This is a genomic window from Rhizobium leguminosarum bv. trifolii WSM2297, from assembly GCF_000271845.1.
In genome coordinates this window covers 512,825-528,113 of the sequence record NZ_JH719392.1, presented here as the reverse complement: position 1 = coordinate 528,113, position 15,289 = coordinate 512,825, and the positions used below count along the sequence as shown (strand labels likewise).

Here is a 15,289-nt window from a genome sequence, read left to right as displayed (position 1 = left end):
GGTGATGGAATCGTAGGGTTTCACGGCCAAAGGGGCGGGATGATGTTTGAACAACGCAACGAAGGTACCGGCAGCGAATACGCAAGGATCTTCCGGCTGCTGTCGGCGGCCAAAGAGGAGGCTGAAAAGCTTCAGCTGCGTAATTTGATGCACCTGACGAACATGGCGCTGCTACAGGTCGTCATCGATTGGGACGGCATAGATCCCGACAGGGAGCTAGACGTCAATCTCGAGAAGCTGCTCGGCAGCAAAGCCAAGATCGCAATGAAGGATGCCAGCGAGAATCTGATCCTGATCGATCGTCATTAATTCCGATCGATTGTATTGATCCCAGTCGATTCCCATCGATCTCGATGAGTTACCATCAAGCTCGATTAATCTCCATTGATCCCGATCGATCCAGATCAGTTATCCTCATGCGGTCCGCCCCGGTCGCGTGAGGGACAACCGGTCTATTCGGCCGCGTCGCTTTCCAGTTGCTCGGTGTTGGCAATCGCCTGGACGAGCTTCAGGATCTTCTTGCGAAGAGCTTCGTTCTTGATCGAAAAGAACGCCGCATTGAGAAGCACGCCTTCGCGCGAAATGATGAATTCCTCGCTGGGGGCCGGATTGTCATTGGCCGTATCGGGTGTCGACAGATCGTCGAAAAACGTCCGGACGTCGACCTTCAGAGCGCCGGCGATTTCAACCAGCATGCTGGCGGAAACTCGGTTGGAGCCCTTTTCGTATTTCTGGATCTGCTGGAACGTTACGCCGACACGATCGCCCAGTTCCGTCTGTGAAACCTTCCTCAGCAGACGCTGTATACGGATGGTCTTTCCGACATGAACATCGACGGAATGCGGTTCTTCTTTCATTTGTTTCCCTCCTGAGGACACCGGATTGAATTATTCGCCAAATCCGTGTCTGACAACTTTTACCTGAGATGGTTAAAGCTAGCAATTGCTTGGTGGTAAGTCGTCCCAAACCGAAACACTTGCGTTGCTTCATGCTTACTCAAGCAAAAGACATGCCAAAGTAGCACTTTTGTAAGGCACAGCACATCCTTTGATTTCGTGACGTCAAAGGGACCAGAGGCGCTGCGCATTGGCAAAAAGCAGCTTGGACCGCTCGGCCTCACTGCTGCCGGACAGCACCGCATGGGTCGCCGCGACCCAGGTGGAAAGTCCGCCGCCCAACGTGCAGACCGGCCAGTCGCTGCCCCAGACGACGCGATCCCAGCCGAAACTTGCCGTGACATGCTCGATATAGGGTCGCAGCGTTTGTGCCGTCCAAGTCTCGGCATCGGCATAGGCAACGACGCCGGAGATCTTACAGACGACGTTCGGCCGCCGGGCAATCTCCGATAGGCCGGCTTTCCATGGGTCGAATGCATCGGAGCGGATATCGGGCACGCCGCAATGGTCGAGCACGAACTGCACATCCGGCGCCAGATCGATAAGGGCGGTCACACGGCCCGCCTGGTGCGGCACGGTGCAGAGGTCGAAGGTCAGGCCGCTGCCGCCGATGCGCTTGATATTTTCACGAAACAGGGCGCCTTCCGACACATCATCGGGCACCACATGCAGCACGCGGCGGAACCCCTTGACGAAGCGATCGGCCTTTTGCCGTTCGAGATAGGCGGCAAAGCCCTGCTCTTCCGGCCGGCAGGAAACGATGGCGCCGGCAATCAGGCTGCCCGCCTTTCCGGCGATGCCGGCGATATGATCGGTCTCGGCCTGCATGGCGGCCGGATCGACGTCGACCTCCATGTGCAGCGCCGCGGTGATGCCGCAGCGCCGCGCCTCGGCCGCATAGGTCTCATAGAGAAAATCATGATCGAGATCGGGCACCCCGGAGAGCCAGGGATAGGGCAGCGCCGACCGATCGATGATGTGCAGATGGGTGTCGATGAGCACGCTTTTTCCTCCAAACATGGCTTTGCCGCAGCCTATTTCTGGTGAATGGATTGTTCAAATAGAAATTTTTCGTGCAGGAGTGCTGCCCGGTTTGAACCTGTGATTTGCCCCTCACCCTAAGCCTCTCCCCGTAAAAACGGGGCGAGGGGACGTGCCAAACGCAGCGTCGAGATTGGGGAAGCCGGTGCGGCATGTCCCTTCTCCCCGCCAGTCGGGAGAAATGCCGGCAGGCGGATGAGAGGCAGTTCCCGACCATCAAACAGGATTGCCGATATCCGCACCGGCCAGCAGCGAAAGCTGGGCGGCAGCCTTTTGCACCAGCGTGATCGCCTGAGTGATATCGGGCGCGGTCGGCGCATTGACGAGGGCGATGAAGGGGCAGGTGAGGGCGGCGATGCAGCGCCCGTCCGGCCCGAGAACGGGTGCGGACAGATTGTAGACGCCTGACGTCTGGGCGCTTGCCATCATCTCGTAGCCGCGCTCGCGGATCTGATCGAGACGATCGTAGAAATCGGGCCCAAGTTCGATCTCCGCGCGGCTGCGGACATGCTCTGAGATCATCATCTCCCGCTCCTCGGCGCTGCGGAAGGCGAGCAGCACATGCCCAGAACCAGTGTCAAACAGGCTGATATGGGCGCCGATGCGGATCGAGAAGCCCCAATAGTCCGGCGCCTCCTGCTGGGCGATGACAACGGCAGCACCGCGATCGAAGACGGCAAGGTGATTGGCCTGGCGTGTGCGCTGGGCGAGATCGCGCATCAGCGGCGTGGCGTAGGAAGCGAGCCGGCGCACCGGCGCATGCAGTTGCGCGAGCCCGAAGAGCTTCAGCGTCAACGAATAGCGGTCGCCATCCAGCCGGGTGACGTAACCGCGGCGCACCAGGCGGTCGAGCATGCGGTAGAATTCGTTGGGGCTGCGATCAAGCCGCTTGGCGATATCGGCCTGGGTGAGGCCGCTGTCGACGCCGGCGAGCAATTCGAGGATATCGAGGCCCTTGTCGAGCGCAGGAGCGCGATAGCGGTCTGACTCGTCGGTCTCCATTCCTTCCTCCTGTAAATATCATTCTGCATATACGCAGAACCGCAGTCCGAAAAGGAAAAGTTTGCGCTTGACCCTTGGCCAACCGTCTGTTTGTCTATAAACAGACAAATCATCACTGAAGACGACCTTGGCTACTTTGGATATCGCACGCTTTTAGAACTCAGACTAGGCCGGCCGCAGGCCGCATCTTGCCGGAGGGCGGTCAAAGCGCGCAAAGTGGGAAAAGGGCGCATTCCCAGCCCTCATCAAGACAACCTGCATTCGATCGTTCGGCATAGACATTTCCAGAAAAGGCCCGTGACATGACAAACAGACTTTCCGGCAAGACCGTTCTCATCACCGCCGCCGGCCAGGGCATCGGCCGGGCGACGGCGGAAGCCTTTGCCGCGGTCGGTGCCAAGGTCCACGCGACCGATATCAACACCGGCGCGCTGGCGACGTTAGCCGCGGAAACCGGGGTTTCCACCCATCAGTTGAACGTGCTCGAAGAGGATGCGGTCAAGGCCCTCGTCGCCGAGATCGGCGCTGTCGACGTGCTGTTCAACTGCGCCGGCTTCGTTCATTCAGGCTCGATCTTAGAGATGAAGGATAGCGATTTCGAATTTGCGCTTGACCTCAACGTCAAGGCGATGATCCGCACTATCCGCGCTGTGCTGCCCGGCATGCTGGAGCGTAAGGACGGGGCGATCATCAACATGGCCTCCGTCGCCTCCAGCATCAAGGGCGTGCCGAACCGCTTCGCCTATGGCGTCACCAAGGCCGCCGTCATCGGCCTGACCAAATCCGTCGCTGCCGACTATGTCGCCGAAGGCATCCGCTGCAACGCCATCTGCCCCGGCACGGTGGAAAGCCCGTCGCTGCAGGACCGCATGCGCGCCCAGGGCGATTATGACGCGGCGCGCGCCGCCTTCATCGCTCGCCAGCCGATGGGCCGGCTCGGCTCGCCGGAGGAGATCGCCGATCTCGCCGTTTATCTCGCCGGCGCCACCTATACCTCGGGCCAGGCGATCGCCATCGACGGCGGCTGGACGATCTGAACTGATACATGTCGCCCGGAAGTGTGCAGCGGTTCCGGGACAACGACATGCATAAAAACAAAGTGACGATACGGCCGGCGGCCATGCCGGCTATTGCAATCGGCCGGTCCCATGTAATCGGGAGGAACAATCATGACCCGCATCACCGAACTTCGCGTCTTCGATCTCCGTTTTCCCACCTCGCAAAGCCTGGATGGATCGGATGCGATGAACCCCGATCCGGACTATTCGGCCGCCTATGTCATTCTCGATACCGATGCGCCTGATCTCGCTGGCCACGGCCTGACCTTCACCATCGGCCGCGGCAACGACATTTGCTGCATGGCGATCGAGGCGATGCGTCATCTGATCGTCGGCGCCGACCTCGCCGACGTGCTGGCCCATCCCGGCAAATTCTGGCGGCATCTGACCAGCGACAGCCAGCTGCGCTGGATCGGCCCGGAAAAGGGCGCCATTCATCTGGCGACCGGCGCTGTCGTCAACGCCGTCTGGGATCTGCTTGCCAAACAGGCGGGCAAGCCGGTCTGGCGGCTCGTCGCCGAGATGTCGCCGGAGGAGATCGCCGATATCGTCGATTACCGCTATCTCACCGATGTGCTGACGCGCGAGGAGGCCATCGAGATCCTGAAGCGCGCCGAGGCGGGCAAGGCCGAGCGCATCGCCATCCTCGAAAAGGAAGGCTATGCCTGCTACACGACCTCGGCCGGCTGGCTCGGTTATGAGGACGAGAAACTGCGCCGCCTCTGCCAGGAGGCGATCGACGCCGGCTTCAACCATATCAAGATGAAGGTCGGCCGCGACCTCGAAGACGATATCCGCCGCCTGAGGATCGCCCGCGAGGTGATCGGTCCCGATCGTTACCTGATGATCGACGCCAACCAAGTCTGGGATGTCGGCCAGGCGATCGACTGGGTCAAGGCGCTATCGTCGGCAAAACCTTTCTTCATCGAGGAACCCACCAGCCCCGACGACGTCGCCGGTCACCGCAAGATCCGCCAGGCGATCGCGCCGGTAAAGGTCGCGACCGGCGAGATGTGCCAGAACCGCATCATGTTCAAGCAGTTCATCGCCGAGGGCGCAATCGATATCGTGCAGATCGATTCCTGCCGCATGGGCGGGCTGAACGAGGTTCTCTCCGTGCTGTTGATCGCCGCCAAGTTCGGCCTGCCGGTCTGGCCGCATGCCGGTGGTGTCGGCCTCTGCGAATATGTGCAGCATCTGTCGATGATCGATTACATCGCCGTGTCCGGCACCAAGGACGGCCGCGTGATCGAATATGTCGATCACCTGCACGAACACTTCCTCGACCCCTGCCGGATCGACAACGCCGCCTACATGCCGCCGACCCTGCCGGGCTTCTCCATTGAGATGAAACCGGCCTCGATCAGCAACTATACGTTTCGGGGTTAAGAAAACTTCGCCGGAGCTGACGTATCCATTGCGCGCTTCAGGATAATTTTCCTGATTTCGACAGTCTTTCCTGCCGCCGATGGGCTTCCAATCTGAGGGGACTGCTCCAATTCACTTGGAGGCGGCGAAGCTTGCTTTTTACGGCGCTGAGGAATATTTTCAAAGTGTGAATGCCGAGGGGGCCCAGCACCAGCAGGCCAGCAAATTTTATTGAACTTAAACAATAGAATGTTTGCGATCGAGCCATGCCCAAGTTTCACGACGTCAAGAGACTGTGCGCTTACCTGCTGATCCTAGCGGCAATGCTGCTGTCGATCGGCACGGCCTATGCCGCCATCAGCGAAGGTGAGAGTGGACGCCGCGTCGCCCTCGTCATCGGCAACTCGGTTTATAAGACGCTGCCCTCGCTTCCCAATCCCGCCAATGATGTCGAAGAGGTGGCGAGCACGCTGCGGGCGGCCGGTTTCGACGTGACGATCGGCGTCAATGTCGACCGCATCGGGCTCGAGGATACGGTGCGCCGCTTCCTGCGTTCGACCAGCAATGCCGAGGCCGGCCTGATCTATTATTCCGGCCATGGCATCCAGGTGGGAGGGCAGAATTTCATCGTGCCGGTCGATGCAACGTTGGAGACGCCCTATGACGTCGAGACGCAGACCATGCCGCTCGACCTCATCCTCAATCATCTCAAGCAGAATTCGCGGGTGCAGCTGATCTTCCTCGACGCCTGCCGCAACAATCCCTTCAACGCCCAGAAATTCTGGATGGCGGAAAAGCTGGAGCCGGTCGGCGCCACCCGCGGGCTTGCGCGCATCGACAGCGATCTCGGCAGCCTGATCGCCTTCTCAACCGAACCGGGCCAGGTGGCGCTCGACGGCACCGGGGCGCTCAGCCCCTATTCCGAATCCTTCATCAAACGCGCCAGCGAACCCAACAAGGAAATCCGCCAGGTCCTGACCGACGTGCGCCGCGACGTGATCGCCATGACCGGCGGCAAGCAGGTCCCCTGGGAAAACTCCTCGCTGATGGACAGCTTCTATTTCATTCCGGCGCCGCCGCCGCCGAGCGTCGAGTCGATGCAGCAGGTGAGCGTGCCGGAGGGCGCTGCCAGCACCAAGCTGCCGATCTCCCCGCCGCACGACGAGACCGGCTCGGCGCTGCTCGTCACCCTGACCCAGCTTCCCCAGACCGGCAAACTCAGCTTCGACGGCAAGCCGGTTGCGCAGGGCGACAAGATGCCCGCCGCGGCGCTGACGGCGCTGAGCTATGATTCATCCGGTGTAACCGCCGGAACCGTCGGCCTGATCGGTTACACCGTCAGCGATCCCTATGGCCAGGCGACTCAGGGCGTCGTCGCCATCACCGTCTCGGCGGATGCCGGCGCCAAGCTCGCCCAGCTCGAAGAGGAAAAGCAGGTGCGGCTTGCCGATGCCGACGCCTATCTGAAGACGCTGTCGCGCGACATGGATACGCCGATCGGCGTCGGCCCGGTCAAGACCAGCCTGCCGATCGTCCCGGCATCGGCCGCGGAAATGACCTTCAAGGTCGCGACCCTGCCCGACAAGGGCACGCTGCGCGCCGGCGACCGGGTGATCGGGCTCGGCCATGTGCTGGAGGCAGCCGATATTCCGGCCCTCTCCTACGAGCCGCAGATCGGTACCGAGAACCAGCCTTTTGCTCTGACACTGCAGGCCGCCAACGACGATCTGCCGCCGGCGACCGTCACCTTCAAGCCGGTGCTCGACGCCTGCGACGCCGCAGCCGCAGCACCCCTCGACCTGCAGGGCGTGACCGCAGGCAAACTTCCGAACGAAATCGATCCTGATGTCGCCGTGCCCGCCTGCACGGAGGCTATGAAAAACTATCCTGAGGTGGCGCGTTTCGTCTATCAACTCGGCCGCGCCCAGCTCGCCAATCGCGACACCAAGACGGCTTTTGCGACAATCAAGAAGGCAATGGATGCCGGGCATGTGCGGGCGATCTACGAACTGTCGAGCCTTTACGAGTTCGGCGCTTCCGTTCCGCGCGATGCGGCCAAGGCAAGCGAGATCGCCAAGGGTGGTGCGGCCAAGGGCGACCCCTTTGCCCTGCACAGCTACGGCAAATCCCTCTATTACGGCCGCGGCACCAAGGCCGATCAGCAGTTGGGATTGCGCCTGATGCTGCAGGCCGCGGATCTCGGCCACACCTATGCTATGAACGAGCTCGGCTACATCTTCCTGAACGGCGTCAACGTTCCGGCCGATCCCGACCGCGGCATTCGCTTCTACGAGGCCGGCGTCCAGCGCAACGACATCTATTCACTGAACAATCTTGCCCTCGTCTATCGATTTGGAAAGGGCGCTCCGGAGGACCTTCCGAAAGCGCTTGAACTTTTCACGCGCGCGGCAGAGGGCGGTCAGCCCTATGCTCCGACCAATCTCGGACGCATGTACCGGGACGGCGTCGGCGTTGCCGCGGACAAGACCGAAGCAGTGAAATGGCTGGAGATGGGCGCCGAACGCGGCGACTATTGGGGCGCGCTGGACCGTGCATTACTGGCGAAGGAAGATGGTGCCGACGCTGACGGCCTGGCTACGGCCGCCCGTTATTTCGCACTGGCGACCGCCATCAACCTGCCGAGCAATGGTGATCCCAAGAACCAGGCAAAGGTAGCACTCAAGACCTTGCCCAATGCTGCAAAGAAGAAAGCGGAGGAGACCTTTGCCGCTGAGCTGACTGCTCAGGAGAAAAAGGCGCTTCCGAAAACCAAGTCGCTCGATGACAGGCTCGTTCAGCTCGCCAAGGCGACGTGGGTCAAGCGAAATCCGAGGTACGATCTCTTCTAAATGGCGATCCGGGGGCGCCCTACATGAACAGCAAGCTCATCATCCGTATTCTAATGTGCTCGACTTTTATCGCGGGCTCAGGCGCAATCCTACAGAGTTGCATCTTTGATCCTGGCGCCAAGACGCTGTTCGCCAGCGAGGAGCCAGCAAGGAACGCTACGCCTGCCAGGAAAACCACGCCCACCGTTCGAAAAGTGGCCGCGAAGAGCAATACACCGGTTTTTGCCAGCTCCGGCAATGACTCCCGTTCGGGTTCGAACTCCGATTCCGGTGGAATGGGCGGCGGCTCTGGTGGTTCCTCGGGTTCCAGTGGTTCCAGCGGCTCCAGTTCTTCCAGTTCGAGTTCCAGTGGCGGTTGGTCCGACCGTCGCCTGAAGACCGATATACGTCGCCTCGGCACCTCGGCTGAGGGCATACCCATCTACGCCTTCCGCTACATCTGGGGCGGGCCGATGTTCATCGGCACGATGGCGCAGGATCTGCTGGCCATCAGACCTGAGGCGGTCATCAATACTGGATCGGGCTATTACATGGTCGATTACGACAAGCTCGATATTGCGATGGTCTCGTTGCTGGAGAATGCATCTCCGCTGACGGATGAAGCCGCAGTTGCGCTCGCGGTGCAGGCGGCGCGGAAACGGCGCCCCGTCTTCTCGCAGCCTTTCGTCCAGCCGGTCCGGTGATCGAAGAAGCTGAGCGCGTGCCACGACAGCAGGAGAGGGATACCGTTAACGGGAGCCCTCTCACCATCCAGGCTGCGACGCTTATCGGGGCCTTGGTTGGCATTGTACTTGCGACCTATCTGCAGCTTGAACCCGGCAAGGCCATGGCATTTGCCGTCGCCTGCCTTCTCTTGGCGTGGATCGTCGCCGACGGCATATCCGCTGCTCGTCGGGCATGGACATATCGAGAGAGGCGGGGGGAGGCTCCCGCCGTCTTTTGGCGCCGCGTCGGAACGAAGCTCGTCGGACTCGCTGCGCTTTTGGGCGGGGTCGTCATCGCCTGTTCGTTGTTTCCGTTTTTCACGCAATCGTCGGCGGTCCAATGGATCGTCGAGGCCAGCCACACGACGATCCCTATTTCCATCGCACTCGCCATCGCCACCATTCTCTACGTCGCGGTCACCGATCTGGTCGCCGACGAACCCGACGATTATCTCAATCAGGTCGGCCGTGCGGTGCTGATGCAGGATTTTCGCGAGGAGGACGTGCTGTTTGCGCTGCGCCTGCTCGCGATCAAATGTTTCTTTCTCGTGCTGATGTTCTCAGGCGGCATGGCGGGTCTTTCCGAACTCGTCGATAAGCCCGCATGGGTGTTTGCACCGCTCTCGACCGCCTGGTTCGAAGGCCTGATGCGGCTTGTCTTTCTTCTTGACCTCGTGCTTGCGGCCGGGGGCTACATCGCCACGTTCAAGCTTTTCGGATGGCATGTCAGGGCGACGGAGACGACAGCGCTCGGCTGGCTCGTCTGCCTCGTCTGCTATGAGCCGTTCTTCCCTGCGATTTCACATGCCTTCGTGCCCTATGGCGAAGGGCCGGGCTGGGATACGATGATCCGGGAAGGCTCGGCTCTCTTCATATTGTGGAGCGTGGCGATGCTGTTTTGCGCCCTGATCTATGTCTGGGCCACCGCCGCCTTCGGGCCGCGATTTTCCAACCTGACCCATCGCGGCATCATCACCACAGGCCCCTACCGCTTCATCAAACATCCAGCCTATGTCTCGAAGAACATTGCCTGGTGGCTGTTTGCGGCTCCGAGCTTTATCGCCAGCGGTCTTGCCGAAGGCCTTGCGCGGGCCGGCATGCTGGCGATCGTCAGCCTCATCTACCTCATGCGCGCACGCGCCGAAGAGCGCATGCTGAGCCGGGATCCCGCCTATCGGGACTATGCCGAGAGCGTCGCGGCGCACGGGCTTTTGGCGATGGCGAAGCGGCGCCTGGCGCCGACAGCGCCGCGCGCCTGAAAGACGCGCAAAGGACGCGGTAACACTGAATGGCTCGTCAGCCCACGGCCGCTCAACCATCCAGCCCCTTGAAGCGCACCGGTTGGTAGCCGCGCATCAGCAGGCTGCCGAGCGAATAGGTGTTGCGACAGACGCGACCCTTGCAGGCGTTCGGCGAGGCCTCCATCACCTCGACCTTGCGGTCGTCGGTGAAGCGCATGAACAAGAGCACATGCGAGCCCGGCTTGTTCAGCGCGTCGCCCGGCCGCAGCGACCAGGGGTCGGAGAGGCGTTTGGTGATGCCGGGAATGGCGCGCGTCGACACGTGCATCTTCAGGCCCCAGGCGTCGCTGACGAAACCGGAGCAATCGACGCCGAGGATATTGGATTGCGGCGCGCTCTTGGTGCAGACATTGCCGGCGGTCTGGCCCTTTTCGACGCCGCCGATGAAATTCTCGAGCGGCGTCTTGCAGCCCCAGCAATAGGGAACGCCCTTCACCGTCTGGCCGCGCTTGCCGATCAGATAGATCGGCCGGCGCAGCCGGTTCATGTTGACGCAGCCGGGCCCCGGATCCCCGCCATAGGCAGCCGGCGTCACCAGCCAGTTCAGTGTCTCGAAGCCGATCGCCCGCTCGATGACGTCGCCGCGCGACTTCGGCACGATCGCCACCTTCGGCATCTTGCCGGGTTTGCCGGCATTCAGCTGTTTTGCCGGAAGCGCGACGGCCAATTTACGGCCGGGGTCCCGGCCGTCGAGCCGCAGCACCTGGGACCGGCTTTCCTGAGATCGTAAATAAAGCACGTCGCCGCGCGGGCCGATCGCCACGAAACGCCTGGAGAAGACCGTGCCCGAATCAATCGGCAGGTCGTAGACCCGGTCCATCGCCCCGTTCGGGGTGAAGCGCACCACCAGCATGCCGGTGCGCTCGGGCCGGTCGGCCGGCACCAGTTCGACCAGCGCATAGGGCCGGCCCGTCGTGTCGATGTCGAGAAGTTCGACGGTGCCGATGCGACCCTCTGCGGTGAGCGGCAGCGACAGGAAATTCTCTTCCGAGCTGCTGCGCCGCAGCAGGATCTCCGCCTTGTCATTTGCAGCCGAGACCTCGGCAACGATATCGCCGAGCCCGCGGCTCGGCACATATTGAATGACCGGCGGGCGGGCCGCGGGCCGGCTGGTGCTGCGGCCGATCTCGTCGACGATGCTGTTCAGCGGCCCCGGCGGCACCGAGCCCATCGAGGCGAACACCGAGCGGGTATAATCGTCGGCATCGCCGCCGTCGACGGCGCGCAGCGTCTGCGACCGGCCGTCGGCCTCGGTGGAACGCTCGAGCGGCACGACACCATCCGACCACAGGTAGAGCTCGTTATGGACGACCGCCAAATCCTCCGGCGTCGCATTCTCCGGCAGTGGCAGGATCTCGGGCTCGGCTTGCGAGCGTTCGGCATCGATAGCGAGCACGCGGCCGTTATTCTGGTCGAGAATATAGATGGTGCCGTCGTCGCCGACGGTGATCGCCGCCGGACCGGATGCCTCGACTTCCTCATTGGCGGAAATGATGCCGACCGAACGCCCGCCGTCGCCGCCCGGAAGCTCGATCATCACAGTGTCTTTGGCAAAAACCGGCCAAGCAACCGCAAGTGCCGCGGCAATCAGAACATGCGACGCTAAACCACGCATTGCCTCGACCCCCAAAAGACCGTCAAGTCTTTAAAATGGTAGGACAGATGTGCCTTGTCAGCAAGCTGTTGCTTTCCAAACGATTTGGAGATCGGCGCCGGCAATAGTACAAGATCATCGCAGCAAAGATTTACTGGCAGGGAATGCTTATGCTGGAATGGAACGGTGACGAACTGGCGCTCGATATCAGCCTGCTGGAGCAGGTTCGCGCCGCGAGAATAGGCTTCTCCGATCGCGTCTGCGCGGCTTCCGCCAGCAAGGACGACAAGCACTTGGCGCAGCTGCGCTCGGAGCCGACTTATCTGATGGCGGAATTCCTCTATTCGATGAAGGTCTTCGGTATCAGTACGGCTGCGGATATCGAGCGTTTCGCCGATCTTCACAATGATTACGTGGTTTCGCTCACCCGCGATCCGGCCAAGCTGCAGCGCTTGGGGCTGTCGCAGGATCGCGCACTCGCCTCGATGTTCACCGCCGACACCAAGCCGCGGCTGATCCAGAACTGGGCGGAGAAGGCAGGCGCGATCGACCAGTCCAATCTTGCCCGCTTCCTGGTGGCGGTGATGTCGAGCGAGACCTGCCGCAAGACGCTGATCGATTTCGAGACGGCGGGCTTCATGCAGCGCAAGCGCTCGCCCTACGGCACCATGGTCGTCTGGTCGACGGGAATGATCGAGGAGATCTTCGGCGAGATGCTGCGCGATCTCCGCCTCAACCTGCAGCAACAGAAGATCCTCTGACCGCAGCGCCGCGACCCGATTTTCCGGCCGATGCGCTCGCGGCCAGCCGATTTCGACCCTCCCAACCGATTGCCACCGAGCGCCGTTGCCATCTTTCCGGCCTCTGCCTATTGTCGGGACGCTTGTCGCGCGCAATGGCGCCTCTAAGACGGATGTGACCACGATGACGAAATCCCGGCTCATAACCCTGTCGATCGGCCTTCTCATGGTCTTGGAGATGCCTGAGCTTGCCCATTCCGGCCCGGCCGAGGATGCGCTGGCGTCACGCAACCCCGCGCTTGCCACCCTACGCCAGCATGACGAAAAGGCCTTTGCCGCGGCGACTGCGATCATCGCCGACCATGAACGCGCCAAGGGGTTGACACCCGGCGAAACCAAGCTGCCGGAAACGACCTCGCCGGGGCGCGACATGGGTGCTGCACCCGGCCACGAATTCACCGTCGACAATCCGGATATTCTCTGGCTCTACAATTCCTCGCCCGAGGGCATGAGCGACCTGATCTCGATTTTGAAATCAGCCGGGCAGAAACCCAAGAACTAAGCAGCGCTCCAAAGTTAAAAAGGACTAGATCGGACGGCCGATATTGCCGATCCTGAGTCTTGCGCGCGTCTTTTCCGGGACGGTTTCTTCCAGGCTCCAAATAATTTGTAACCCTCCCTCAAGCAAGACAGGCAAAGCCATCCCAATTTCGCCGGTCAGTGCTATTCTCAACTTCGACACAGTGTGAGATTGTTCGAAAGAGGAGGTTTTCCAATGCCGAACCGCAAAGCCATCCTAGCCGCAGCCACCTTTCTCTCGTTCTTTGCGGTGGTTCCCGCCGTCGAGGCGCAGAACGAACGCACACTGACCGAAGCGCCGGCCCAAACCGGGCCTGTCAGCATTACCTTCGATCGCGCCGAGGCCAAATACGCCATCGGCGAAGTTGTCGGCCTCTTTATCCAGTCGAGCGAGAATTCCTATGTCACGGTTCTGAACGTTTCGCCGAACGGTTCCGTCGTCAAACTTTTCCCGAACAAGTACCAGACCGACGCCCTGGTTGCCGCCGGCAAGCGCGTGCAGGTGCCGGATCCGGCCAGCGGCGCGCGGCTGCAGGTCTCCGGCCCTGTGGGACAGGAGCAGATCAAGGTCTTCTATTCCTCCAAGCCGCTCAATATCTTCGCCGATCTCGGCGGCAGCGGCAGTGGCATGTTCCGCTCGATCGACGGCGGCATGGATGCCGTTTCCCGCAGCCTTGAAGAAGCCCGCAGCCTTGGCACCAAGATCAGCAGCAAGACGCTGATGCTGACGACGGTCGACAGTCCGGCTGCCCTCCCGCCCGCAACAACCCCGCCCATCGCTGCCGCACCCGCCGCAAAACCCGCACCGGTCGAACAGGCGGCAAAGCCGCCGAAACCTGCGGCCGCGCCGAAGCCGGTGATCAAACCCGAGGTCGCCAAGACACCGGAAACGGTGGTGGAAAAGCCGAAGCCAACCGCGCCGAAAAAAGTCGCGCCGAAGCCTGTGGAGCAGGTGACGACGCAGCCGCCGAAGAAATACAAGATCGTCACCAATCTGGCGCCCGGCCAGGAGCTTGCCGCCGACGAGCTGCAGCTGATCGGCCCGGCCGACACCACCGCATCCACCCGGCCGAGCCAGTATAAGCAGCCGGCCCAGTCATCCCAGACGAAAATGCCGAAGCTGCCGATGCCGCAGCTCAAGATGCCGCAATTCAAGCTGCCCGGCGGTTTCAGCATCAAGATGCCGCAGCTCAACCTCGGCCGTTCGGCAGAGCCCAGCCAGGCCGGCGAAGGCGATGAGATCGAGGTGGCGAACGCCGATACGCCTGCCTGCACCGCCCTTCTCGACAAACTGAACACAGCCGTTGCCGCCAAGGATATCACGGCTGCTGCGTCTGAGGCCGATGCGATCGCCGTCAGCGCCGAATGCGGCCAGTTTCAGGTGAATGCCCAGCGCCGCGTCGCAGCGCTTAGGCTTTCCGCCGCCCAGGAAATGATGGCTACCAATCAGCCGGTTGCCGATTACGAGCCGCTGCTGGTTGCCGCCGACAGTCCGCAGGTGCTCTGGCAGGCCTCCGCCACGCTCGGCGAGATCTATTTCTCCGCCCGCCGCTTTGCCGATGCCGCTGCCGATTACCAGCAGGCGATCGAGATCATCAAGAACGAGACCCGCACGCCGAAGGCGCCGCCGGCCGATACGATTTCCGATCTTATCCAGCGCGCCGCCCAGGCCCGCATCCTCGCCGCCAATCCGACCAGCGACAACCCGCAGGGCAGCTTCGTGCCGGCCGAGAAGGATCACCGCAGCGGCGTGCTTGGCGGCATCTATTCCGAAAATGTCCGCGGCATCGTGCCGGTCTCCATTCCCGTGCCGATCACCTTCGACTTCAACAAATCGAGCTTCACCGCGATTGGCACCGAGGCCGCTCAGGAACTGCTGGAGGCGCTGAAGGAGCAGAAGCCCGGCCGCGTCATCCTCGTCGGCCATACCGACCGCCGCGGCGGTGACGATTACAATCAGAAGCTTTCCGAGCGCCGCGCCCAGGCCGTCGCCGACTTCCTGAAGAGCCACGGCATCGACGCAACGATCGATGCCGAAGGCCGCGGCGCCTCCGAGCCGGTGGATGTGACGGCAACCGAAAACCTCACCGAAGACGATGTCGATGCGCTGAACCGCCGCGTCGAATGGCGTCGCGAATAGCCGGGGCGAGGGGAGTT

13 protein-coding genes are annotated in these 15,289 nt (G+C 61.7%); 9 read left to right on the top strand and 4 right to left on the bottom strand.

Annotated features, from left to right (window positions below; all coding sequences use genetic code 11):
• The first annotated feature begins 42 nt into the window (after positions 1-42).
• Complete coding sequence (locus RLEG4DRAFT_RS02405) at positions 43-309, top strand: hypothetical protein (RefSeq protein ID WP_003594963.1); 267 nt, start codon at positions 43-45, stop codon at positions 307-309.
• 143 nt (positions 310-452) lie between these two features.
• Here the strand turns inward: RLEG4DRAFT_RS02405 and RLEG4DRAFT_RS02400 are convergent, their stop codons facing one another.
• The 3 genes from RLEG4DRAFT_RS02400 to RLEG4DRAFT_RS02390 form a co-directional block, all read right to left on the bottom strand.
• Complete coding sequence (locus RLEG4DRAFT_RS02400; protein WP_003575136.1) at positions 453-857, bottom strand: helix-turn-helix domain-containing protein; 405 nt, start codon at positions 855-857, stop codon at positions 453-455.
• A gap of 204 nt (positions 858-1,061) precedes the next feature.
• The gene (locus RLEG4DRAFT_RS02395; RefSeq protein ID WP_003575134.1) at positions 1,062-1,898 is read right to left on the bottom strand and encodes an amidohydrolase family protein; all 837 of its coding nucleotides are present in this window, start codon (positions 1,896-1,898) and stop codon (positions 1,062-1,064) included.
• 255 nt (positions 1,899-2,153) lie between these two features.
• Entirely contained in the window at positions 2,154-2,939 is a 786-nt protein-coding gene (locus RLEG4DRAFT_RS02390; protein ID WP_003575132.1) for an IclR family transcriptional regulator, read from the bottom strand.
• A 302-nt stretch (positions 2,940-3,241) separates the two neighbouring features.
• Between RLEG4DRAFT_RS02390 and RLEG4DRAFT_RS02385 the strand changes: the two genes are divergently transcribed.
• From RLEG4DRAFT_RS02385 to RLEG4DRAFT_RS02360, 5 genes are all read left to right on the top strand, one after another.
• Positions 3,242-3,976 (top strand): SDR family oxidoreductase, encoded by a 735-nt coding sequence (locus RLEG4DRAFT_RS02385; RefSeq protein ID WP_003575130.1) that lies wholly within the window; start codon positions 3,242-3,244, stop codon positions 3,974-3,976.
• 132 nt (positions 3,977-4,108) lie between these two features.
• The gene (locus tag RLEG4DRAFT_RS02380; RefSeq protein ID WP_003575128.1) at positions 4,109-5,386 is read left to right on the top strand and encodes an L-fuconate dehydratase; all 1,278 of its coding nucleotides are present in this window, start codon (positions 4,109-4,111) and stop codon (positions 5,384-5,386) included.
• A gap of 245 nt (positions 5,387-5,631) precedes the next feature.
• On the top strand, positions 5,632-8,214 hold the full coding sequence (locus tag RLEG4DRAFT_RS02375) for a caspase family protein (protein ID WP_003575126.1): 2,583 nt from the start codon (positions 5,632-5,634) through the stop codon (positions 8,212-8,214).
• Between the two features lie 23 nt (positions 8,215-8,237).
• Positions 8,238-8,897, top strand: coding sequence for a tail fiber domain-containing protein (locus tag RLEG4DRAFT_RS41235; protein WP_003575125.1), 660 nt, complete (start codon positions 8,238-8,240; stop codon positions 8,895-8,897).
• Between the two features lie 17 nt (positions 8,898-8,914).
• A complete protein-coding gene (locus RLEG4DRAFT_RS02360; RefSeq protein WP_037093145.1) occupies positions 8,915-10,177 on the top strand; it encodes a methyltransferase family protein in 1,263 nt (420 codons plus the stop codon).
• Between the two features lie 52 nt (positions 10,178-10,229).
• Here RLEG4DRAFT_RS02360 and RLEG4DRAFT_RS02355 read toward each other — a convergent pair whose 3' ends face one another.
• Positions 10,230-11,834, bottom strand: coding sequence for a hypothetical protein (locus tag RLEG4DRAFT_RS02355; protein ID WP_003575121.1), 1,605 nt, complete (start codon positions 11,832-11,834; stop codon positions 10,230-10,232).
• 149 nt (positions 11,835-11,983) lie between these two features.
• On the opposite strand from RLEG4DRAFT_RS02355, the gene RLEG4DRAFT_RS02350 reads away from it, so the two are divergent.
• From RLEG4DRAFT_RS02350 to RLEG4DRAFT_RS02340, 3 genes are all read left to right on the top strand, one after another.
• Positions 11,984-12,574: a hypothetical protein gene (locus RLEG4DRAFT_RS02350; RefSeq protein WP_003575119.1), complete on the top strand. Its 591-nt coding sequence runs from the start codon at positions 11,984-11,986 to the stop codon at positions 12,572-12,574.
• Between the two features lie 163 nt (positions 12,575-12,737).
• Positions 12,738-13,115 (top strand): hypothetical protein, encoded by a 378-nt coding sequence (locus tag RLEG4DRAFT_RS02345; protein WP_003575118.1) that lies wholly within the window; start codon positions 12,738-12,740, stop codon positions 13,113-13,115.
• 213 nt (positions 13,116-13,328) lie between these two features.
• Positions 13,329-15,272 carry a DUF4384 domain-containing protein gene (locus RLEG4DRAFT_RS02340; RefSeq protein ID WP_003575115.1) on the top strand — a complete coding sequence of 648 codons (1,944 nt, stop codon included), beginning with the start codon at positions 13,329-13,331 and terminating at the stop codon, positions 15,270-15,272.
• Positions 15,273-15,289: the final 17 nt, after the last annotated feature.

Excerpts from the sequence above, each read along its gene's own strand:
- RLEG4DRAFT_RS02355 (WP_003575121.1), bottom strand. The coding sequence starts at position 11,834 with ATGCGTGGTTTAGCGTCGCATGTTCTGATTGCCGCGGCACTTGCGGTT.
- RLEG4DRAFT_RS41235 (WP_003575125.1), top strand. The coding sequence starts at position 8,238 with ATGAACAGCAAGCTCATCATCCGTATTCTAATGTGCTCGACTTTTATC.
- RLEG4DRAFT_RS02390 (WP_003575132.1), bottom strand. The coding sequence starts at position 2,939 with ATGGAGACCGACGAGTCAGACCGCTATCGCGCTCCTGCGCTCGACAAG.
- RLEG4DRAFT_RS02340 (WP_003575115.1), top strand. The coding sequence starts at position 13,329 with ATGCCGAACCGCAAAGCCATCCTAGCCGCAGCCACCTTTCTCTCGTTC.
- RLEG4DRAFT_RS02380 (WP_003575128.1), top strand. The coding sequence starts at position 4,109 with ATGACCCGCATCACCGAACTTCGCGTCTTCGATCTCCGTTTTCCCACC.
- RLEG4DRAFT_RS02385 (WP_003575130.1), top strand. The coding sequence starts at position 3,242 with ATGACAAACAGACTTTCCGGCAAGACCGTTCTCATCACCGCCGCCGGC.
- RLEG4DRAFT_RS02405 (WP_003594963.1), top strand. The coding sequence starts at position 43 with ATGTTTGAACAACGCAACGAAGGTACCGGCAGCGAATACGCAAGGATC.
- RLEG4DRAFT_RS02400 (WP_003575136.1), bottom strand. The coding sequence starts at position 857 with ATGAAAGAAGAACCGCATTCCGTCGATGTTCATGTCGGAAAGACCATC.
- RLEG4DRAFT_RS02350 (WP_003575119.1), top strand. The coding sequence starts at position 11,984 with ATGCTGGAATGGAACGGTGACGAACTGGCGCTCGATATCAGCCTGCTG.
- RLEG4DRAFT_RS02375 (WP_003575126.1), top strand. The coding sequence starts at position 5,632 with ATGCCCAAGTTTCACGACGTCAAGAGACTGTGCGCTTACCTGCTGATC.
- RLEG4DRAFT_RS02345 (WP_003575118.1), top strand. The coding sequence starts at position 12,738 with ATGACGAAATCCCGGCTCATAACCCTGTCGATCGGCCTTCTCATGGTC.